Source organism: Streptomyces sp. NPDC017936, from assembly GCF_044328485.1.
Classification (GTDB): Bacteria; Actinomycetota; Actinomycetes; order Streptomycetales; family Streptomycetaceae; genus Streptomyces.
The window spans coordinates 481981-501574 of record NZ_JBIRHK010000002.1; the positions used below are offsets into that span (position 1 = coordinate 481981).

The 19594-nt window shown below is 75.0% G+C and carries 16 protein-coding genes; 6 read left to right on the plus strand and 10 right to left on the minus strand.

Annotated features, from left to right (window positions below):
• Window positions 1-227: 227 nt before the first annotated feature.
• Entirely contained in the window at window positions 228-2279 is a 2052-nt protein-coding gene (locus ACH4F6_RS05640) for a phosphocholine-specific phospholipase C (RefSeq protein WP_397958587.1), read from the plus strand.
• 87 nt (window positions 2280-2366) lie between these two features.
• Here the strand turns inward: ACH4F6_RS05640 and ACH4F6_RS05645 are convergent, their stop codons facing one another.
• Window positions 2367-3320, minus strand: coding sequence for a hypothetical protein (locus ACH4F6_RS05645; RefSeq protein ID WP_397958588.1), 954 nt, complete (start codon window positions 3318-3320; stop codon window positions 2367-2369).
• Window positions 3317-4144 (minus strand): phosphatase PAP2 family protein, encoded by an 828-nt coding sequence (locus tag ACH4F6_RS05650; RefSeq protein ID WP_397958589.1) that lies wholly within the window; start codon window positions 4142-4144, stop codon window positions 3317-3319. The genes ACH4F6_RS05645 and ACH4F6_RS05650 overlap by 4 nt, the downstream gene beginning before the upstream one ends.
• Window positions 4145-4363: 219 nt before the next feature.
• On the opposite strand from ACH4F6_RS05650, the gene ACH4F6_RS05655 reads away from it, so the two are divergent.
• Complete coding sequence (locus ACH4F6_RS05655) at window positions 4364-4978, plus strand: TetR/AcrR family transcriptional regulator C-terminal ligand-binding domain-containing protein (RefSeq protein WP_397958590.1); 615 nt, start codon at window positions 4364-4366, stop codon at window positions 4976-4978.
• A gap of 146 nt (window positions 4979-5124) precedes the next feature.
• On the opposite strand, the gene ACH4F6_RS05660 is transcribed toward ACH4F6_RS05655, so the two are convergent.
• Entirely contained in the window at window positions 5125-6138 is a 1014-nt protein-coding gene (locus ACH4F6_RS05660) for a DUF2510 domain-containing protein (RefSeq protein ID WP_397958591.1), read from the minus strand.
• Window positions 6139-6423: 285 nt separating this feature from the next.
• On the opposite strand from ACH4F6_RS05660, the gene ACH4F6_RS05665 reads away from it, so the two are divergent.
• On the plus strand, window positions 6424-9147 hold the full coding sequence (locus ACH4F6_RS05665) for an ATP-binding protein (protein ID WP_397958592.1): 2724 nt from the start codon (window positions 6424-6426) through the stop codon (window positions 9145-9147).
• Between the two features lie 94 nt (window positions 9148-9241).
• Here the strand turns inward: ACH4F6_RS05665 and pcaD are convergent, their stop codons facing one another.
• Genes pcaD through ACH4F6_RS05700 form a run of 7 tightly spaced genes read right to left on the minus strand, consistent with a single transcriptional unit; the run spans window position 9242 to window position 15686 of the window.
• Window positions 9242-10372 (minus strand): 3-oxoadipate enol-lactonase, encoded by a 1131-nt coding sequence (gene pcaD / locus ACH4F6_RS05670; RefSeq protein ID WP_397958593.1) that lies wholly within the window; start codon window positions 10370-10372, stop codon window positions 9242-9244.
• Entirely contained in the window at window positions 10369-11697 is a 1329-nt protein-coding gene (gene pcaB / locus ACH4F6_RS05675) for a 3-carboxy-cis,cis-muconate cycloisomerase (RefSeq protein WP_397958594.1), read from the minus strand. The genes pcaD and pcaB overlap by 4 nt, the downstream gene beginning before the upstream one ends.
• Window positions 11694-12299, minus strand: coding sequence for a protocatechuate 3,4-dioxygenase subunit alpha (gene pcaG / locus ACH4F6_RS05680; RefSeq protein ID WP_397958595.1), 606 nt, complete (start codon window positions 12297-12299; stop codon window positions 11694-11696). The genes pcaB and pcaG overlap by 4 nt, the downstream gene beginning before the upstream one ends.
• Window positions 12300-12305: 6 nt before the next feature.
• On the minus strand, window positions 12306-13079 hold the full coding sequence (gene pcaH / locus ACH4F6_RS05685) for a protocatechuate 3,4-dioxygenase subunit beta (protein ID WP_397958596.1): 774 nt from the start codon (window positions 13077-13079) through the stop codon (window positions 12306-12308).
• Between the two features lie 8 nt (window positions 13080-13087).
• Window positions 13088-14290 (minus strand): thiolase family protein, encoded by a 1203-nt coding sequence (locus ACH4F6_RS05690; RefSeq protein WP_397958597.1) that lies wholly within the window; start codon window positions 14288-14290, stop codon window positions 13088-13090.
• The gene (locus tag ACH4F6_RS05695) at window positions 14287-14931 is read right to left on the minus strand and encodes a CoA transferase subunit B (RefSeq protein WP_397958598.1); all 645 of its coding nucleotides are present in this window, start codon (window positions 14929-14931) and stop codon (window positions 14287-14289) included. Before ACH4F6_RS05695 ends, ACH4F6_RS05690 begins: the two co-directional genes overlap by 4 nt.
• Window positions 14931-15686: a CoA transferase subunit A gene (locus ACH4F6_RS05700; protein WP_397958599.1), complete on the minus strand. Its 756-nt coding sequence runs from the start codon at window positions 15684-15686 to the stop codon at window positions 14931-14933. The genes ACH4F6_RS05695 and ACH4F6_RS05700 overlap by 1 nt, the downstream gene beginning before the upstream one ends.
• Before the next feature lie 238 nt (window positions 15687-15924).
• Here ACH4F6_RS05700 and ACH4F6_RS05705 point away from each other — a divergent pair, with 238 nt between their 5' ends.
• From ACH4F6_RS05705 to ACH4F6_RS05715, 3 genes are all read left to right on the plus strand, one after another.
• On the plus strand, window positions 15925-16389 hold the full coding sequence (locus tag ACH4F6_RS05705) for a MarR family winged helix-turn-helix transcriptional regulator (protein WP_397958600.1): 465 nt from the start codon (window positions 15925-15927) through the stop codon (window positions 16387-16389).
• Window positions 16390-16710: 321 nt separating this feature from the next.
• The gene (locus ACH4F6_RS05710) at window positions 16711-17901 is read left to right on the plus strand and encodes a zinc-dependent alcohol dehydrogenase (RefSeq protein WP_397958601.1); all 1191 of its coding nucleotides are present in this window, start codon (window positions 16711-16713) and stop codon (window positions 17899-17901) included.
• 641 nt (window positions 17902-18542) lie between these two features.
• Window positions 18543-19592, plus strand: coding sequence for a LacI family DNA-binding transcriptional regulator (locus ACH4F6_RS05715; protein WP_397958602.1), 1050 nt, complete (start codon window positions 18543-18545; stop codon window positions 19590-19592).
• The last annotated feature ends 2 nt before the right edge of the window (window positions 19593-19594 follow it).

A 19594-nucleotide genomic window follows, 5' to 3' on the forward strand; every position in this document is an offset into this window, starting at 1 on the left:
GCCGGACGGACCGCCGCGTCCGTCCTCCCCGTCAACGGGCCCCTCGCCGCGTCCGCAGGGAAACCGGCGCAGCCCCGGCCCGGCCCGCACCTTCCGTACCGGCGGCCGTCACATCGCCGTCATCCGGCCCTTCCCCGGCGTTCCGTGGCCCTGGAACACTCCTTGCGCGCGCACTCCGTCATCCACCGGCCGGCCGTGGAACCCCCGGTACGAGAGGTCCCTCACCCATGCCCGACGTCAACCGGCGCAGATTCCTCCAGATCGCGGGTACCGGCACGGCCTTCGGCGCGCTGTCGAGCAGCATCGAACGCGCCGCGGCCCTGCCCGCGAACCACCGCACGGGATCGATCGAGGACGTCGAGCACATCGTCGTCCTGATGCAGGAGAACCGCTCCTTCGACCACTACTTCGGCACGCTGCGGGGAGTGCGCGGCTTCGGCGACCCGCACCCGGTCACGCTCCCGAACGGCAAGCCGGTGTGGCACCAGTCGGACGGCGCCAGGGACGTGCTGCCCTTCCACCCCACCGCCGACGACCTCGGCATGCAGTTCCTGGAGGGCCTGCCGCACAGCTGGCCCGACGGCCAGGCCGCCTACAACGGGGGCCGGTACGACACCTGGGTGCCGGCGAAGGGCACCACGACCATGGCGTACCTCACCCGTGAGGACATCCCCTTCCACTACGCCCTCGCCGACAGGTTCACCGTCTGCGACGCGTACCACTGCTCCTTCATCGGCTCCACCGACCCCAACCGCTACTACCTGTGGTCGGGTCACACGGGCAACGACGGCAAGGGCGGCGGCCCCGTCCTCGGCAACGAGGAGCTCGGCTACGACTGGACGACCTACCCCGAGCGCCTGGAGAAGGCCGGCATCTCCTGGAAGGTCTACCAGGACGTCGGCGACGGCCTCGACGCGCAGGGCTCCTGGGGCTGGATCCAGGACGCCTACCGCGGCAACTACGGCGACAACTCGCTGCTGTACTTCACCAGGTACCGCGACGCACGGCCCGGCGACCCGCTGTACGACAAGGCCCGCACCGGCACCGACGTGAAGAACGGCGACGGCTACTTCGACCGGCTGCGCGCGGACGTACAGGCCGGCACGCTGCCGCAGATCTCCTGGATCGCCGCCCCGGAGGCCTTCTCCGAGCACTCCAACTGGCCCTCCAACTACGGTGCCTGGTACATCTCCCAGGTCCTGGACGCGCTCACCTCCGACCCGGCCGTGTGGGCGAGGACCGCCCTGTTCATCACGTACGACGAGAACGACGGCTTCTTCGACCACGTGGTGCCGCCGCTTCCGCCGCGGTCCGCGGAACAGGGCCGGTCCACGGTCGACGTCACCCTCGACCTCTTCCCCGGCGGCGGAAGCCGTGTCGCCGGCCCCTACGGGCTGGGCCCGCGGGTACCGATGCTGGTCGTCTCGCCCTGGAGCAAGGGCGGTTACGTCTGCTCCGAGACGCTGGACCACACCTCCGTCATCCGGTTCATGGAGCGCCGCTTCGGGGTGCGCGAGCCGAACATCTCGCCGTGGCGGCGGGCCGTCTGCGGTGATCTGACCGCCGCCTTCGACTTCTCCCGCACGGACACCGGGCCGGTCGTGCTGCCCGGCACCGACGGCTACGCGCCCCCGGACCGCGAGCGTCACCCCGACTACCGGCCGGCCCCGCCGGCACAGGGCGTCCTGCCCCGGCAGGAGCGCGGGCTGCGGCCCACCCGGCCGCTGCGGTACGCGCCCGCCGTGGACGGTTCGGCCGACGCGTCCGCCGGGACCCTCACCCTCACCTTCTCCTCCGGGCCGAAGGCCGGCGCCGCCTTCCTCGTCACCTCCGGCAACCGCGCGGACGGGCCGTGGACGTACACCACCGAGGCCGGCAAGAGGATCTCGGACACCTGGGACCCGGCGTCCTCGGACGGCGTCCACGACCTGACCGTGCACGGTCCGAACGGCTTCCTGCGGGTCTTCCGGGGGTCGGGCGGCAAGGCCGGACCCGAGGTGGTCGCCCGGCACGCCGGGGACGCTCTCGAGCTGACCTTCACCCACCGGGGCGCCGGCACGGCCGAGCTGAAGGTGGCCGACGGGTACGGCGGCCGCACGACGACGGTCAGGGTGCGCGCCGGCGCCGTCGTCAGGCGCACCGTCGACCTCACCGCCGGCCGGCGCTGGTACGACCTCACCGTCACCCGCGCCGCCGACCCGGCCTTCCTGCGGCGGTTCGCCGGACACGTCGAGAACGGGCGCCCCGGCGTCAGCGACCCGGCCATCGCGACGGAGTGAGGGCCCCACGGGCCTGACGGCCCGGTGACCTCGCGGACGACGTCCGCCGCCCCGACGCCGGCGGGCCGGCGCGTGGGGCGGCGGTCCCTACAGCGGCGTGAGATGCTCCGGCCCGGTCGTCGGCCGGGGCAGCAGCACGGGCTCCGGGGAGGCCGTCGCCGGCTCCAGCGCCAGCACCGCCGCCACGGGGTGCTCCTCGTCGTCGGCGGCGGTCGGTGCGGGGTCCGGCGCCGCCCGGGACAGCAGCACCACGCCCCACCCGGCGAGGCCCGCTCCGGCGAGCGCCAGCAGCGCGCCCGCCGCCCCGCCCCGCAGCCGTTCGCCGAGCAGCGCGAGGCCGATCACCGCGGCGGCCACCGGGTTCGCCAGCGTCACCACCGCCAGCGGGGCGCCGAGACCGCCCCGGTACGCGGTCTGCGACAGCAGCAGCCCGGCCGCGGCGAAGGCGGCCACCAGGAGCGCCACCCCGACCACCTGCACGCTGAGCAGCGGCCCCGACCGGTCCGTCGCGGCGACCGTCACCGTCTGGGTGAGCGCCGAGGCGACCCCGGAGGCGGCCCCGGACGCCGTCGCGTGCCGCAGCCCGGGCCGGGCGCCGGGCCGCGCCAGCACACCGGCCAGCGCGGCCGTGGCGCCCGCCACCGCGAGCGCCTCGGGCACGCTCAGCACGTCCTCGGGCGCCGACCCGGACGCCGCGACCAGGATCGCGGTCAGCCCGAGCAGGGTGAACGCGGTGCCCCGCCACTCGGCGGCGCCGACCCGCCGCCCCGCGACCCGTGCGCCCAGCGGCACCGCCGCGACCAGGGTGAGCGCGCCCAGCGGCTGGACGACGGTGAGCGGACCGTACCTGAGGGCCACCACGTGCAGCAGCGCGCCGCCGGCGTTCAGCCCCACGGACGCCCACCAGGCGCCGCGGGCCAGCAGGCGCAGCAGGCCCGTGCCCGCGGAGCGGGACGCCAGCCGCTCCTGGGCGACCGCCGCGGCCGCGTAGGCGACGGCCGACACCAGCGACAGGACGACGGCGACGAGGAAGGCGCTCACCGCCCGGCCCCCACGAGCACCGGCCCCCCGGCCGCCGGTTCCCCGGCCGCCGGCTCCCCGGCCCGCAGCGGCCGCCGCGTCCCGGGGCCGGCCGCGGCCGGCGTGCGCCGCGGCGGGGGGAGCACCGCGAGCGCCACGCCCAGCAGGGCCGCGGCCACCAGCGCGTCGAGCCAGTAGTGGTTCGCCGTTCCGACGATCACCAGCAGCGTGACCAGCGGATGCAGCAGCCACAGCCACCGCCGGCGCGACCGGGTGGCCGCGATCAGACCGACCGCCACCATCAGCGCCCAGCCGAAGTGCAGCGAGGGCATCGCCGCGAACTGGTTCGAGAGGTGGTCGGTCCGCGGCGGCCCGTACACCGACGGCCCGTACACCCGCGCGGTGTCGATCAGACCGGTGGCCGCGAGCATCCGCGGCGGGGCGAGCGGGAACAGGAGGTGGAGCACCAGGGCGGCGGCCGTGACGGCGGCCAGGATCCGGCGGGCCCACCTGTAGTGCGCCGGGCGCCGCAGGTAGAGCCAGACGAGGAAGGCGGCGGTGGCGGGGAAGTGGACGCCCGCGTAGTAGGCGTTCGCGGTCCGGACGAGGCCGTCGCCGTGCAGCAGCAGGGACTGCACCGCGTCCTCGCCGGGCCACCGCAGCCACCGTTCGGCGTCCCACACGCGGTGCGCGTTGCGCAGCGCCTCGCCGGTGTGGCCCGAGGCCAGCTGCCGGCCGAGCTTGTAGACGAGGAAGAGCCCTGCGACGAGCAGGAGCTCCCGGACTATCGGCGGTCGTGCCGGCGTGGCCGGCTCCGTTTGCGCAGGCTCGGTGCGGGCATTCATCCCCCGGCCCCTTCACTGACGATGGGTGCGTGCGGTGGTGCGGCGCGGGCCGGGCGACCCGCGCGGACGACATCGATACGATGCCGTACCGATACGCCAGTGTACCGATACGCCTCAGTACCGGTACACTGGCGTATCGATGAGGGTCGGACACCCGGGAGCGGGGCCCGCCGACGGAGGATGCGGACAGCAACGAGAGCCGGAAGAGGGGACGAAGCGATGACGTCGCAGGCCGCGGAGGGACCGGAGCCGGTCGCCGCCTCGCGCCGCTCCAAGCTCACGCCCGAGCGTGAGCAGGAGTTCTTCGACGCCGTCCTCGAACAGATCCGGGAGTGCGGGTACGACGCCGTCACCATGGAGGGGGTCGCCTCGACCACCCGGTGCAGCAAGTCGACGCTGTACCGCCAGTGGAAGACCAAGCCGCAGTTCGTGGTGGCCGCGCTGCGCTCCCGCCGCCGCGCGCGGCTGGGCGGCATCGACACCGGGACGCTCGCCGGGGACCTGCGTGAGGCCGCGCGGGGCGCGGCCCGGTGGTCCCTCACGGACACCAAGCTGCTGCAGGCGCTCGGCCACGCCGTCACCCAGGACGAGGAACTCGCCCGGGCGCTGCGCGAGGCGCTCGTCGAGCCGGAGATCGCCGCGCTGCGCGAGATCCTGCACCGCGGTGTGGAACGCGGCGAGATCCGGGCCGACCACCCGGCGCTGGAGTACATCCCGGCCCAGATGTTCGGCGTCGTCCGCGCCCGTCCCGTGGTGGACGGCAGGTACGCCGACGAGGAGTACCTGCTCCGTTTCGTGGAGGCCGCCGTGCTGCCGGCGCTGGGCCTCACCTAGTTGACTCAGGCCGCCGTCCGCGGGATGACCGGACGGTGACCTGCTCGCGCCGCACCGTGGGGACGGGGGCGGCGCGCACCCCCCGGCCGGGTGGGGTCCCCTTGAGCGGAGGGGCGCCCCACCCGGCCGGTCCGTGTGCGGGCGGCTCAGACGTCCTGGCCGCTGCCGCCGCCCGTGGACACCTTGATGCCCTGGGTGATGGTGTCGATGACCGACACCGGCTGGTCGGCGTCGACGCCGAAGCGCAGCACCACCATCCGCCCGGTGTTCGCGGGCGCGGGGAACGCCAGCGACTCGACGTAGCCGTCGGCGCCCTTGCTGGTGACCGCCTTCCAGCGCACCAGGTAGCCCTTCTGCCCGGCCACGGTGACCGCCTTGGAGGCGAGCACCTGGTGCGAGGTGATCTCACCGTAGGTGGTGCCGCCGTAGGACTCCTCGGCGTTGGCCTCGATGTCGGCCTTCGCGACCGCCTCGGCCGTGCTCCCCTTGGTGCCCAGCACCTCGGCGGGCGCCGAGTACACGCCCCCCTTGGTGCAGGACTTCGACGTGTCGCCGGGGCACTCGTAGGAGGAGTCGGAGGTGATCTGGACGCCCACGCTCAGCTCCTGCCCGCTCCATCCGTCCGGGATGGGGATGCTGATGCCGTTGAGCGCGTCCGTCACCGCACCGCTCCTGATCCTGGGCGCCTCGGACCCGTCCGGCGCGGGCGAGGACCCGTCCTGCCCGTCGTTCCCGTCCGGTCCGCCGGACCCGCCCGAGTCGCCGAACGGGCCGCCCCGGCCGCCGTCCTGCCCGCCTTCCTGTCCGCCGGGCCCGCCCGGCCCCTGCGCCGTCCCCGGACCGTCCGAGCCGCCGTCGTCCTGGGTCAGCGCGTACACGCCGAACCCGATGCTCGCGAGGACCGCCACCGCCGCGGCGACCGCGATGCCGGTGCGCAGTCCGCGCCGCCCGCCCGGCCCCGCCGGTGCCGCCGGATACGTCGGATAGGCCGGATACGCCCCCGCGGTCGGCCCCTGCGCCGGCGGACCCCATGCGGCGGCCGTGCCCGCGGGCCGGGTCCGGTCCGTCCACGCCTTGCCGTCCCACCAGCGCTCGGTGGCGGGACCGTCACTTGTCTGCCCCGGGTCGGGGTACCACCCGGGTGGAGTCACCTGCGTCATGCCCCCACCGTATGAGGCGTCGGTGAAAGTCGTATGAGAGGGATGACATCCTCGGCGGTCGCCCGGCCGGCACCCCGTGCCCCTCTGGCGCGAAATCGACGTCAATTCGCGGCGCCGAACGCGTCGTTGACGTCCGCGGGCTCCTTCGCAGGCCCGTCGGGTCCTCCGGGCGCACGCCTCCTCACCCGCCGGGGCAACGGCTCTGCGGACCCTCCTCCGCACGCGCCCCCGGAGGACTACGCTCGAGGTCTGTACGTCGTTCGGGCGACTTGGGGAGGTACCGGGATGACGGAGGTGCGGCCGGCGGCGGCCGCCTCGGCTTCCCTGTGGGAGCGCGACGAGGAAGTCGCCGCCATCCGGCGGGCGGTGGAAACACTCCGCGCCGACCGGTCCTCCCCGGGCCGGGTGCACGTGCTGCGCGGCGAGGCCGGACTCGGCAAGACCGCGCTGCTGGCCGAGACACGCCGTATCGCCGAGGCCCGGGGCTGCACGGTGTGGTCGGCCCGCGGCGGCGAGACCCTCCGGTCCGTCCCCTTCCACGTGGTACGGCAGTTGCTCCAGCCCGCCCTGCTCTCCCTGCACCCGGAGGAGGCCCGCGAGTACCTCGGCGACTGGTACGACATCGCCGGCCCCGCCCTCGGCATCGTGGAACCGACCGGGCGCCAGGCCGACCCGCAGGGCGTGTGCGACGGCCTGGTCGCCGCGGTGACCGGGCTGGCCCGCCGGGACTGGCCGCTGGTGCTGCTGGTGGACGACGCGCACTGGGCCGACCAGGAGACCCTGCGCTGGCTCGCCGCGTTCGTCTCACGCCTCGACGAGCTGTCCGTCCTGGTCGTCGTGGCCCGCAGGCCCGGCGAGGTCAGGGGCGACGGCGCCCGCCACCTCGACGCCGTCGCCGAGGCCGCCGGAGCCTCGGTCACCAGCCTCAGCGCCCTCACCCCGGACGCGGTCGCCGGCCTGACCCGCGCCACCGTGGGCGTCCACGCCGACGACCCGTTCTGCCGCGAGGTCTGGGCCGTCACCGGCGGGAACCCCTACGACACCGTCGAACTCCTCGCCAAGGTCCGGGACGGCGAGCTGGAGCCCAGCGAGTCCTCGGCCACCGAACTGCGCCCCCTGAACCGCAGGGCCCGCGGCGGCGGACTCGTCGACCGCCTGGAGGAACTCGGCGTCGACGCCACCCGGTTCGCCATGGCCGCCGCCATCCTCGGCGCCGGCATCCGCGTCGACGAGGTAGCCCGGCTCGCCGGCATGGCCCGCGACGACGCGGAGCGCTGCGCCGACCTGCTGCGCGACGCCCGCATCCTCACCGACCCCGACCCCGCGGTGGGCCCCGTCGCCGAGGGCGGCGGGCTGGAGTTCGTCCACCCCCTCATCGCCAGCGCCGTCTACGACTCCATCCCCGACAGCCTGTGCCGGGCGATGCACGGCATCGCCGCCGAGGTGGTCCTGGACGGCGGCCGGGGCGTCGCGGCCGCCTCCCGCCACCTGCTGAAGGTCCACCCGGACGACGACGAGGAACTCGTCGAGCAGCTGCGCGAGGCCGCCCGCGAACACCTCGCCGTCGGCGCCCCCGACGCGGCCCGCCGCTGCCTGGAGCGCGCCCTGAAGGAACCGCCCCCGCCCGACACGCACGCCCGGGTGCTCTTCGAACTCGGCTGCGCCACCCTGCTGACCGCGCCCGCCCGGACCATCGGCCACCTGCGGGAGGCGCTCGCCACGCCCGGCCTCGCCGGCGCCGAACGCGTCGACGCCGTCTACCGCCTCTCCCAGGCCCTCCTGCACAACGACCAGCTGGAGGAGGCCGTCCGCACCGTCGAGGCGGAGGCCGCCCGGCAGCCGCCGGGACCGGCACGGATGCGGCTGCAGGCGGTGCAGTTCATGTGGGAGGGCATCCACGCCGGGGAGAGCGCCTCACCCGGCCGTTCGGAGAAGCTCGCCGCGCTCGCCGCGACCTGCACCGGCCGGGACAACGCCGAACGCGCCCTGCTCGTCCTGCGCGGCTTCGACGCGATGACGCACGGCGAGAACGCCGAGATCGTCGTCGAACTGTGCGACCGCGCCCTCGTCAACGGCCGCCTCGCGCCCGGCCTCGGCTGGACCGACACCGAGTGGGGCATCGAGCTGCTGATGATGCTCTCCAGCGCGTACGTCTACACCGACCGCCTCGACCGCGCCGAGTCCCTCCTCACCGAGGCCCTGCGCACCTACGAGTCCGCCGGCTGGAGCGGCGGCCACCTGGCCATCGCCCACACGTACCTGGGTCTCGCGCACCGTCGGCGCGGCCGCCTGAAGGACGCCGAGAAGTCGCTGCGCGAGGCGCTGCGCCTCGCCGGGCGCGTCGGCCCCGGACTGCCCCTGTACTGGTCCGCGACCTGCAACCTCATCGACACGCTGCTCGCCCGGGGCCATGTCGACGAGGCCTGGCGGATCGCCGGCGAGCACGGTTTCGCCCCGCCCTACCCGTCCACGATCGTGCTGCCCGACCCCCGGTCGGTGCGCGGCCGCCTGCTGCTCGCCGTCGGCCGCGCCCAGGAGGGCGTCAACGAACTGGAGGAGGCCGGGAAGGCGGCGGCCGTCCGCGGCCACCACAACCCGGTGATGGTGCCCTGGGCCGTCGACCTCGCCCGGGCGCTCGCCACCGAGGACCCGGCCCGCGCGGCCCGGCTCGCCTCCGAGGCCCGCCGCCGGGCCGAGCGCTTCGGCACCGACACCGCCATCGGCGAGGCCCTGCGCTGCGCCGCCGCGCTGGAGACCGGCCAGCGCGCGGCCCGGCTCACCGCCCAGGCGGTCGCCTACCTGGAGTCCTCGCCCTGCCAGTACGAACACGCGGCCGCCCGCATCGAGCACGGCATCGCCACCCGCTCGGCGGCCGAGCTCGACCGCGGTCTGACGCTGGCGCGTTCCTGCGGCGCGGACGGGCTGGTCGCGCAGGCCCGGCAGGCGCTGGACCAGCAGGGAGCCCCACCGGCGGGACGCGTCCCGGGACAGGTCCGCGGCCGTGGATGACACCCGGGACCGCGGCTGACCCCCGGGAAGGGGAGGGGGCGCCCGGCAGCGGTGAGCGGAACCGCCACCGGGCGCCCTGCGGCCACCGGCCGGGTCACCCCCGGCCGGCCTCGTCCTCCTCGGCCAGCACCCGCTGGGCCGTCGCGAAGGCCGAGTTCGCCGCCGGAACCCCGCAGTAGACGGCCGTCTGGAGCAGCACGGCGCCGATCTCCTCCGGGGTGAGCCCGTTGCGCCGGGCCGCCCGCACGTGCATCGCCAGCTCGTCGTAGTGGCCGTGCGCGACCAGCGCGGTCAGCGTGATCATGCTGCGTTCCCGGCGGCTGAGCGTCGGGTCGGTCCAGATCTCCCCCCAGGCGTAGCGCGAGATGAAGTCTTGGAAGCGGGCGGTGAAGGGGGTCTGCCGGGCCTGCGCCCGGTCCACGTGCGCGTCGCCCAGCACCTGCCGCCGCACCTCCATGCCCCGCTTCGCCCCACCGGCGAAGTGTGCGCGCAGCGCGGTCAGCACGGCCTCGGGGCGCTCCGCGGGCGCGAGGTGCGAGGCGCCCGGGACCTCCACGAGCGCGGCGCCCGGCACCGCGTCCGCGATCTCCCGCAGGTGCGCGGGCGGCGTCGCGGGATCCTCGCGGCCGGCGACCAGCAGCGTGGGCACGGAGATCTCCGCCAGCCGCTCCCGCAGGTCGAACGCGGCCAGCGCGTCGCAGCAGGCCGCGTACGCCTCCGGGTCGGCGTCGCGGTGGTCGGCGACCAGCTCCGGCACGGTGAAACCGGGCGTGAACCAGCGGGCGTTCGCGCTCTCCGCCAGGCCGGCCAGTCCCTCGCGCCGGACCAGCGCGGCCCGCTCCTGCCACGGCCCGGCCCCGTCGAAGTGGGCGGACGAGCAGATCACGGCGAGCGACGACACCCGCTCGGGGTGGTGCAGCGCCAGGTGCAGTCCGACCGCGCCGCCCAGCGACACCCCGGCGTACGCGAAGCGTTCCACGCCGAGGGAGTCGGCGAGATCCAGCACCAGGCCGGCCAGGTCGCCGACGGTGGCGCCGGGGCCGATCAGGCCGGGGTCGGAGCCGCCGTGCCCGGGGAGGTCCCAGCGGATCACCCGGTGGGCGATGGACAGTTCGGGCGCGACCTTGTCCCACAGGGCGCCGGAGGTGCCCAGGGAGGGGCCGAGCAGCAGCGGGGGAGCGGAAGCGGGCCCCTCGGCGCGGTGGTTGAGCAGTTTCTCGGTCAACGTCGCTCCAGCGCACGGTCGGTGAGGGCTCCGGCGGAGCCGGTGTAGCGGGCGGGGTCGGTGAGGTCGCCGAGGTCGACGCCCTCCCCCTCGGCTTCCTCGGCGAGGAGGTCGGCCAGCGAGCGGCCCTCGGCGTAGGTGCGCGGTGCGAGCCGGGTGAGGAGTTCCTTGGCGCGGGCGCGGCCGAGCACGGCCGACAGCTCGGCGGAGAGCCGCTCGGAGACGATCAGGCCGTGGGTGAGGTCCAGGTGCGCGCGCATGGCGTCCGGGTGCACCCGCAGCCCCCCGGTCAGTTCGGCGGCGTCGCGGGCGGCCCCGCCGGTCAGCCGCAGCAGGTCCCGCAGCGGCTCCCACTCGGCGTGCCAGGCCCCGGCCGGCCGTTCGTCCTCGGCCGCCAGCGACCCGTACAGCGTGGCGGCGAGCTGGGGGGCGCGCCGGGCGGCGGCCGCGATCAGCGTGGACCGCACCGGGTTCGCCTTGTGCGGCATCGCCGACGAGCCGCCCCCGCTGCCTTCGGCGACCTCGGCGATCTCGGTGCGGGCGAGGGTGAGGACGTCCGTCGCGACCTTGCCCAGCGCGCCCGCCGTGAAGGCCAGGCAAGCGGCGAGGTCGGCGATCGGCGTCCGCAGCGTGTGCCAGGGCAGGGCCGGTTCGCGCAGGCCGAGTTCACGGGCGTAGGCGGCGGGCAGCGCGAGGGCGTCCCCGGCGCCGTACGCCGTGAAGGCCGCCAGGGTTCCGGCCGCGCCGCCGAGCTGGGCGGGCAGGCCGTCGCGCACGGCCGTCACCCGGTCCCGCGCGTCCAGCACCAGCGACCGCCAGCCGGCCGCCTTCAGTCCGAAGGCGGTCGGCACGGCGTGCTGGGTGAGGGTGCGCCCCGGCATGGGCGTGTCCCGGTGCTCGGCGGCGAGCCGGGCGAGCGCGCCCTGGGTACGGCCGAGGTCGGCCAGGACGAGGTCCAGGGTCCGCACCGCGACCAGCATCGTCGCCGTGTCCATGATGTCCTGGCTGGTCGCGCCCCGGTGGACGTACGGCCCGTACTCGGGGCCGACGGCCTCGGTGAGGTCCGCGACCAGCGGGATCACCGGATTGCCGCCGGCGCGGGCGCGTTCGGCGAGCCGGTCCGCGTCGAAGTCGCCGGCCGCGGCCGCGGTGACCGCCGCCCCGGCGCCCCGGGGCGCGAGCCCCAGCGCCTCCTGGGCACGGGTCAGCGCGGCCTCCGCGTCCAGCAGCGCCCGCAGGAAGGCGCCGTCACCGGTCGCCGAGGCGGCGGGGGAGCCGGTCCACCCCGGGGAGAGCAGACCGGATTCGGGCTGGGCAGTGGTCACCGGAACTCCAGGAAGACCGTCTCGCCCTCGCCCTGGAGACGGATGTCGAAACGGTAGGTCCCCTTGCCGTCGTCCGTGGCGACCAGCGTGGCGCGCCGCTCCGCGTCGAGCTGCGCGAGCAGCGGGTCGGCGGCGAGGGCGGCCGTGTCCTCCGGCAGGTAGATCCGGGTGAACAGGTGCACGAGCAGCCCGCGCGCGAAGACGCACACGCTGAGGTAGGGGGCGCTCCGCCCGCGCGCGCCGGGCCGCAGGGTGCGCGCGGACCAGTGGCCGTTGGCGTCCGTCTGGATCCGGCCCCAGCCGGTGAACTCCACCCCGTTGCGGCCCAGGAAGCCGCCGCTCGCGGGGTCGCGCCGCATCGAGCCGTCGACCCGCGACAGGTTGCCGTCGGGGTCCGGGCCCCACAGCTCCACGAACGCGTCCGGCAGCGGGTTGCCCTCGCCGTCGTACACGTAGCCCTGCAGGGCGATGGTGTCCGGGTGGCCGGCCGGGGCGATGTCGCCGCCGCCGGGGAACGGCAGGGCGTGGCCGTAGAAGGGACCGACCGTGTGCGACGGGGTGGGCAGCACGGTCTCCGGACGGCTGGTGTCGATCTTCGTCATGGCAGGTCAGCGTCCTTCTTCGATCCAGGTGGCGTGCGGTCCGTCGAGCACGATGTCCCAGTGGTACCCCAGGGAGAACTCCGGCACCGACAGGTTGTGGTCGTACGTCGCCACCAGCCGCTGCCGGGCCGCGTCGTCCGTCACCGACTGGATGATCGGGTCGTACGGGAACAGCGGGTCGCTCGGGAAGTACATCTGCGTCACGAGCCGCTGGGTGAACGCCGTGCCGAAGAGCGAGAAGTGGATGTGCGCCGGCCGCCAGGCGTTCACGTGCTGGCGCCACGGGTACGGGCCCGGCTGGATGGTGGTGAAGCGGTAGGAGCCGTCGTCGCCCGTGAGGGTGCGGCCCACACCGGTGAAGTTCGGGTCGAGCGGCGCGTCGTGCTGCTCGCGCTGGTGGGCGTACCGGCCCGCCGAGTTGGCCTGCCAGATCTCGATCAGCTGGCCGCGGACCGGACGGCCGTCGCGGTCCAGCAGCCGGCCGGAGACGGTGATGCGCTCGCCGATCGGCTCGCCGGCGTGCTGCCGGGTGAGGTCGTTGTCGATCTCGGTGATGTCCCGCTCGCCGAAGGCGGGGGAGGACAGTTCCACCAGCTCCGGGTCCTTGGTGACGTCGATGCCGATCGGCGGCTGCTTAGGGTGGCGCAGCACGGAGGACCGGTAGGGGGCGTAGTCGCGGCGCGGGTGGTGCTCGACGGGCGCGCCGCCGGCGATCCGCTTCTCGTACGCGGCGTGCTCGGCCGCGATCTCCAGGTCGATGTCCGCTTGCGTGAGGGTCATGGGGATTCCTAGCGTTCGAGGACGAGGGCGAGGCCCTGGCCCACGCCGATGCAGAGGGTGGCGACGCCGACGCCGCTCCCGCGGCGGGCGAGCTGGTGGGCGACCGTGCCGGCGAGGCGGGCGCCGGAGGCGCCGAGCGGGTGGCCCAGCGCGATCGCTCCGCCCTGCGGGTTGAGGATCGCGGGGTCGAACTCGGGCCACTCGGCCACACAGCCCAGCACCTGGGCGGCGAAGGCCTCGTTCAGCTCCAGCACCGACAGGTCGCCGAAGCCCTTGCCCGCCTTGGCCAGCGCCCGGTCGACCGCCTCGACGGGGGCGAGCCCGAAGTACTGCGGGTCGATCGCCGACACGCCGGTGGCGCGGACGCGGGCGAGGGGTTCGCGGCCGGTGGCGGCCAGGCCCTCCTCGTCGACCAGCAGCAGGGCCGCGGCACCGTCGTTGAGGGGAGAGGCGTTGCCGGCCGTCACCGTGCCGTTCTCCGTGCGGAACGACGGCTTGAGCTTCGCCATCGCTTCCAGGGAGGCGTCGGCGCGGACGCTCTCGTCGGCGGCGACGACCTGCGGGTCGCCCTTGCGGCGCGGGATCGTCACCGGCGCGAGCTCGGCGTCGAACAGGCCCTGCGCCTGCGCGGCGGCGGCCTTGCGGTGCGAGGCGAGCGCGAACTCGTCCTGCCGCTCCCGGCTGATCCCGTGCTTCTCGGCGATGAGTTCGGCCGACTCGCCCAGCGGGATCGTCCACTGGGGGTCCATCTTCGGGTTGACCATCCGCCAGCCCAGCGTGGTCGAGTACAGCTCCGTGTGCGCGGCCGGGAACGGCCGGTCCGACTTCGGCAGCACGTACGGCGCGCGGGTCATGGACTCCACGCCGCCCGCCACGGCGACGGAGGCGTCCCCGACGGCGATGGCGCGGGCCGCCTGGATCACCGCCTCCAGGCCGGAGGCGCACAGCCGGTTGACGGTCACGCCGGGCACGGAGGTCGGCAGGCCCGCGAGGAGGGCGGCCATGCGGCCGACGTTGCGGTTCTCCTCGCCGGCGCCGTTGGCGTTGCCGAAGTAGACGTCCTCGATGCGCGAGGGGTCCAGGTCGGGGGTGCGGTCCAGGAGTTCCCGGACGGCGTGGGCGGCCAGGTCGTCCGGGCGCACCCCGGCCAGGGCGCCGTTGTAGCGGCCGATCGGGGTGCGGACCGCGTCGACGATGTAGACGTCCTTCACCGTGCTTCCTCCGTCCAGCTCACCTTGGCGTCGGTCTTCGCGACGATCTCGTCGACGCTCACCCCGGGCGCGGTCTCCACCAGCACCAGTCCGTCGTCGGTGACGTCGAGGACGCCGAGGTCGGTGATGATGCGGTTCACACAGGCCTTGCCGGTGAGCGGCAGCGCGCACTCGGTCAGGATCTTCGGGCTGCCGTCCTTGGCGGTGTGCGTCATGACGACGATGACCGTGCGGGCGCCGTGCACCAGGTCCATCGCCCCGCCGATCCCGGTGATCATCTTTCCGGGGATGGCCCAGTTCGCCAGGTCGCCCGTCTCGGACACCTGCATCGCGCCGAGCACGGCGACGTCGATGTGCCCGCCGCGGATCATGCCGAAGGAGAGCGCCGAGTCGAAGAAGGAGGCGCCGGGCAGGACCGTGACGGTCTCCTTGCCCGCGTTGATCAGGTCCGGGTCGACCTGTTCCTCGGTCGGGTAGGGACCCGTGCCGAGGATGCCGTTCTCCGACTCCAGCACCACCTCGACGTCGTCGGGGAGGTAGTTGGGGATCAGGGTGGGCAGGCCGATGCCGAGGTTGACGTACTGCCCGTCCCTCAGCTCGCGCGCCGCCCGGGCGGCCATCTGCTCGCGTGTCCAGGCCATCAGCTGCTCACCGTCCGCTGCTCGATCTTCTTGTCCGCCGCCTGCTCGGGGGTGAGGGCGAGCACCCGCTGCACGAAGACGCCGGGCAGGTGCACCGCGTCCGGGTCGATCTCCCCGGGCTCCACCAGTTCCTCGACCTCGGCGATCGTGATCTTCCCGGCCGTCGCGGCGAGCGGGTTGAAGTTCCGGGAGGACTTGTTGAAGACCAGGTTGCCGTGCCGGTCGCCGCGGGCGGCCCGCACCAGCGCGAAGTCGGTGCGGATGCCCCGCTCCAGCACGTACTCGGTGCCGTCGAACTCCCGCACCTCCTTCGGCGGCGAGGCCAGCGCGACGCCGCCCTGGCCGTCGTAGCGCCACGGCAGCCCGCCCTCGGCGACCTGCGTCCCCACGCCCGCCGGGGTGTAGAAGGCGGGGATGCCGGCGCCGCCGGCCCGCAGCCGTTCGGCGAGGGTGCCCTGGGGGATCAGCTCCACCTCCAGCTCACCGGCCAGGTACTGCCGGGCGAACTCCTTGTTCGCCCCGATGTAGGAGCCGGTCACCCGCGCGATCCGCCCGGCGGCGAGCAGCACCGCCAGTCCCGACTCCATCGCCCCGCAGTTGTTGGAGACGACGCTCAGGCCGCTCACGCCCCGCTCGTACAACGCCTGGATCAGCACGTTCGGCACACCGCTCAGCCCGAAACCACCCACCGCCAGCGACGCGCCGTCCGGCACGTCGGCCACCGCCTCCCGGGCCGTGGCGACCACCTTGTCCATCCGTGAAACCCATCCGTCGTCCGCGTGCCCGTGGCGGCCGGAGCCGTCAATTAATCAGGGCACTGATTATTTCAGCGAGGTGTCCTCACGCTGCCATCGGCGGAGCGAAGCGTCAAGACCTCGAGAAAGCCGAGGTCAGGTCGTACGGGTGACGGAGGACACGTCGGCCGTCGACGGGTATCGTTCAGTACACGGATGAATGTTCAGCGCATCAACGAAGACGACCTCGGGAGCACGCATGGCGTCGGTGGACCTCTCCGCCCACCCCGGGCACCTCGCCCGGCGGCTGCAGCAGGCGCACTACCTGCTGTGGAACACGATGGTGTCCGAGGAGATCACCTCACCGCAGTTCGCCGTGCTCAACGCGCTGGTCGCCGAGCCCGGCCTGGACCAGCGCACGGTGGGGGAGCGGGTGGGCCTGGACCGCTCCACCATCGCCGAGGTCATCAGCCGTCTGAGCCGGCGGGGGCTGCTCGACAAGGTCCGCGACCCGCAGGACGGCCGCCGCTTCCTGCTGGGCCTCACCGACGAGGGCCGGCGCACCCACCGCAAGCTGGCCGTGCGCACGGCCCGGATGAACCAGGTCTTCCTGGCCCCGCTCTCCGCCGAGGAACAGACCGTCTTCTGCGACCTCATCCGGCGGGTCGCGGACGCGGCCGAGGGGCTGCGTCGTCCGGCGGAACCCCTGGCCACCGGCCCCTGACCGGGTCCGCCCGGAAGGCCCGGCGCGCGCACCGTGAGCCGCCGCGACGGCCGCGGTCCGCGAGGCCCGCCACGGCGCGCCCCGACGCGCTCCGCGTCCCGCGCCCGCGGCGGTCGCCGCCGCGCCCGTTCTCGCCGCGTCGGCCGCCGGCATCCCGTTCGTCCCCGCACGGTGCGCCGGGCGGCTCTCCGGCGGCCGTTCCGGACCCGCTCCCTCCGCGGCGAGGTTCGGCAGCGGGCTGTCGGGTACCCGGACGGCGCCCACGACCAGGCCCTCCCCGACGGGCGGGGCCCCGGAACTCGGCGGAGGGAGCGCGGCACGATGAAGGCAGTGACCTGGCAGGGGAAGCGGGACGTACGGGTGGAGACCGTGCCCGACCCGACCATCCAGGAACCGACGGACGCCGTCATCCGCATCACGTCCAGCGGACTGTGCGGCTCCGACCTGCACCTCTACGAGGTGCTCACCCCGTTCATGACCCCGGGCGACATCCTCGGCCACGAACCCATGGGCATCGTCGAGGAGGTCGGCCCCGGCGTACCCGACCTGAAGGCCGGCGACCGGGTCGTGGTGCCCTTCCAGATCGCCTGCGGCGACTGCTGGATGTGCCTCAACTCCCTGCCCACGCAGTGCGAGACCACTCAGGTCACCGGTGAGGGCATGGGCGCCGCCATCTTCGGCTACACCCGCCTGTACGGCGCGGTGCCCGGCGCCCAGGCGGAGTACCTGCGCGTCCCGCAGGCCCAGTTCGGCCCGATCAAGGTTCCCGAGGGCCCGCCCGACGACCGGTTCGTCTACCTCTCCGACGTGCTGCCCACCGCCTGGCAGGCCGTCGCCTACGCCGACATCCCCCCGGGCGGCTCCGTCGCCGTCCTGGGCCTCGGCCCCATCGGCGACATGGCCTGCCGCGTCGCCCAGGTGCGCGGCGCCGGGCGGGTGTTCGGCGTGGACCTGGTCGGCGACCGGCTGCGCCGGGCCCACGCGCGGGGCGTGGAGACGTACGACCTGAGGAACTTCGACAGCGAGAAGGAACTCGTCGCCGCGATCCGCGACGAGACCGACGGCCGCGGCCCCGACGCCGTGATCGACGCCGTCGGCACCGAGGCCCACGGCAGCGCCGCCGCCCGCCTCGTCCAGAACGCCTCCGCCCTGCTGCCGCGCAAGATAGGCGGCCCCCTCGCCGAGCGCTTCAGCATCGACCGGCTCGCCGCCCTGCACACCGCCATCGAGCTGGTCCGCCGCGGCGGCACCCTCTCGCTGGTCGGCGTCTACGGCGGCATGGCCGACCCGCTGCCCATGCTCACCATGTTCGACAAGCAGCTCCAGATCCGGATGGGCCAGGCCAACGTGCGCCGCTGGGCCGACGACATCATCCCGTACCTGACCGACGAGGACCCCCTCGGCGTCGACGACTTCGCCACCCACCGGGTGCCCCTGTCGGACGCGCCGAAGGCGTACGAGATGTTCCAGCACAAGCGGGACGGCGCGGTGAAGATCCTGATGACGCCGTAGCCCGCGCGCGGCACGCGCCGCCCCGCCCCGGGGCGGCGCCGTCCACTGCCGGACGGCGGCGCCCATGCGGCGGACGGCGGCCTCCGGGGCCGTGCGCCCGGGATCTCCCCCGAGGCCGTGGCGCACCGGCTCCGCAGGCCGCGCCTACGCGCAGCCCTCAGGCGTCCGGTCCGGGCGCCGTGGGCCGGCACCGGGCCGTGTGCCGGAACCGGGCACCCTTCTCCCCCGTGGCCGTACGCCGCCCCGGCCACCCGCCCCGGCCCGAGAGGCACCCACGACGGGTCCTTCCCGCCCGGCCGGCGGCTCGGCGCACCGGGCGGCCGGGCCGTCCCGTGGGCGGCCTCGCGCGGCCGGGCCGTCCCGTGGGCGGCCTCGCGCGGCCGGGCCGCCCACGGACGGCCCCGCGCGGCCGGGCCGCCCACGGACGGCCTCGCGCGGCCGGGCCGCCCACGGACGGCCCCGCGCGTCCTCCCCGCGCAGCGGCTCCGGCTCCTCCACCGGCTCCGCCCGCCGCTCCGAGCCGCGGTCCCCGCCGAGGCCCCGGGCGGGCCGCACGGGCCCCCTCCCGGCGGCGAGAGCGCTCTCGCCTCGTCCCGGCCCGGAGCTATCCTGATCCGCACCCGCCGAGGAGGAGCCCCGAAGTGACCGAGACAGCGCCGCCGCGTCCCACACTGGAGGCCGTGGCCGCGCGCGCCGGGGTCTCCCGGGCCACCGTCTCACGGGTCGTCAACGGCGGGGACGGGGTCAGGGAACCCCTGGTCGAGCGGGTCCGGCGGGCCGTGGAGGAACTCGGCTACGTCCCCAACCAGGCCGCCCGCAGCCTGGTGACGAAGCGGCACGACGCCGTCGCCGTCGTCATCGCCGAACCGGAGGCCCGGGTCTTCGCCGACCCCTTCTTCGCGCTCCAGCTCCGCGGCATCAGCAAGGAGCTGACGGCGCACGACAACCAGCTCGTCCTGCTGCTCACCGAGGGCCGCGACGACCACGCCCGCGTCGCCCGCTACCTCGCCGGCGGCCATGTCGACGGCGCCCTCGTCTTCTCGCTGCACCTCGACGATCCGCTGCCCGGCCTGATCCAGGGCGCGGGGGTGCCGACGGTGTTCGGCGGCCGCCCCGGCTGGAGCGACGGCACGCGTGACGTCGTGTACGTCGACAGCGACAACCGCGGCGGCGCCCGCGAGGCCGTCCGCCATCTCGCCGGACTGGGCCGCACCCGCATCGCCCATGTCACCGGCCCCCTCGACCAGACCTCCGCGGCGGACCGGCTCGAGGGGTACCGGGACGTCATGGGCGACGCCGACCCGCGGCTGGTCGTGGAGAGCGACTTCACCCCCGGCGGCGGTGAGCGGGCCATGCGGGAACTCCTCGACCGCTGCCCCGACGTCGACGCCGTGTTCGCCGCCAACGACCTCACCGCCGCGGGCGTCCTGCGCGTGCTGCGCGAACGCGGACGGCGCGTGCCCGAGGACGTCGCCGTGGCCGGCTTCGACGACATGCTGCCGGTCGCCGAACAGAGCGACCCGCCGCTGACGACGGTCCGTCAGGACATCGAGGAGATGGGCCGGATCATGACCCGTCTCCTGCTGCGCGGCCTGGACCGCCGCACGGGGCACACCGCGCCGGGCGACGAACCCGCCCCGCCGTCCGGTGTGGTCCTGCCGACCACGCTGGTGCGCCGCGCCTCGGCCTGACC

Coding starts and splice junctions, on each gene's coding strand:
- ACH4F6_RS05640 (WP_397958587.1), top strand. CDS start 228: ATGCCCGACGTCAACCGGCGCAGATTCCTCCAGATCGCGGGTACCGGC.
- ACH4F6_RS05650 (WP_397958589.1), bottom strand. CDS start 4,144: ATGAATGCCCGCACCGAGCCTGCGCAAACGGAGCCGGCCACGCCGGCA.
- ACH4F6_RS05655 (WP_397958590.1), top strand. CDS start 4,364: ATGACGTCGCAGGCCGCGGAGGGACCGGAGCCGGTCGCCGCCTCGCGC.
- ACH4F6_RS05660 (WP_397958591.1), bottom strand. CDS start 6,138: ATGACGCAGGTGACTCCACCCGGGTGGTACCCCGACCCGGGGCAGACA.
- ACH4F6_RS05665 (WP_397958592.1), top strand. CDS start 6,424: ATGACGGAGGTGCGGCCGGCGGCGGCCGCCTCGGCTTCCCTGTGGGAG.
- pcaG (WP_397958595.1), bottom strand. CDS start 12,299: ATGACGAAGATCGACACCAGCCGTCCGGAGACCGTGCTGCCCACCCCG.
- pcaH (WP_397958596.1), bottom strand. CDS start 13,079: ATGACCCTCACGCAAGCGGACATCGACCTGGAGATCGCGGCCGAGCAC.
- ACH4F6_RS05695 (WP_397958598.1), bottom strand. CDS start 14,931: ATGGCCTGGACACGCGAGCAGATGGCCGCCCGGGCGGCGCGCGAGCTG.
- ACH4F6_RS05700 (WP_397958599.1), bottom strand. CDS start 15,686: ATGGACAAGGTGGTCGCCACGGCCCGGGAGGCGGTGGCCGACGTGCCG.
- ACH4F6_RS05705 (WP_397958600.1), top strand. CDS start 15,925: ATGGCGTCGGTGGACCTCTCCGCCCACCCCGGGCACCTCGCCCGGCGG.
- ACH4F6_RS05710 (WP_397958601.1), top strand. CDS start 16,711: ATGAAGGCAGTGACCTGGCAGGGGAAGCGGGACGTACGGGTGGAGACC.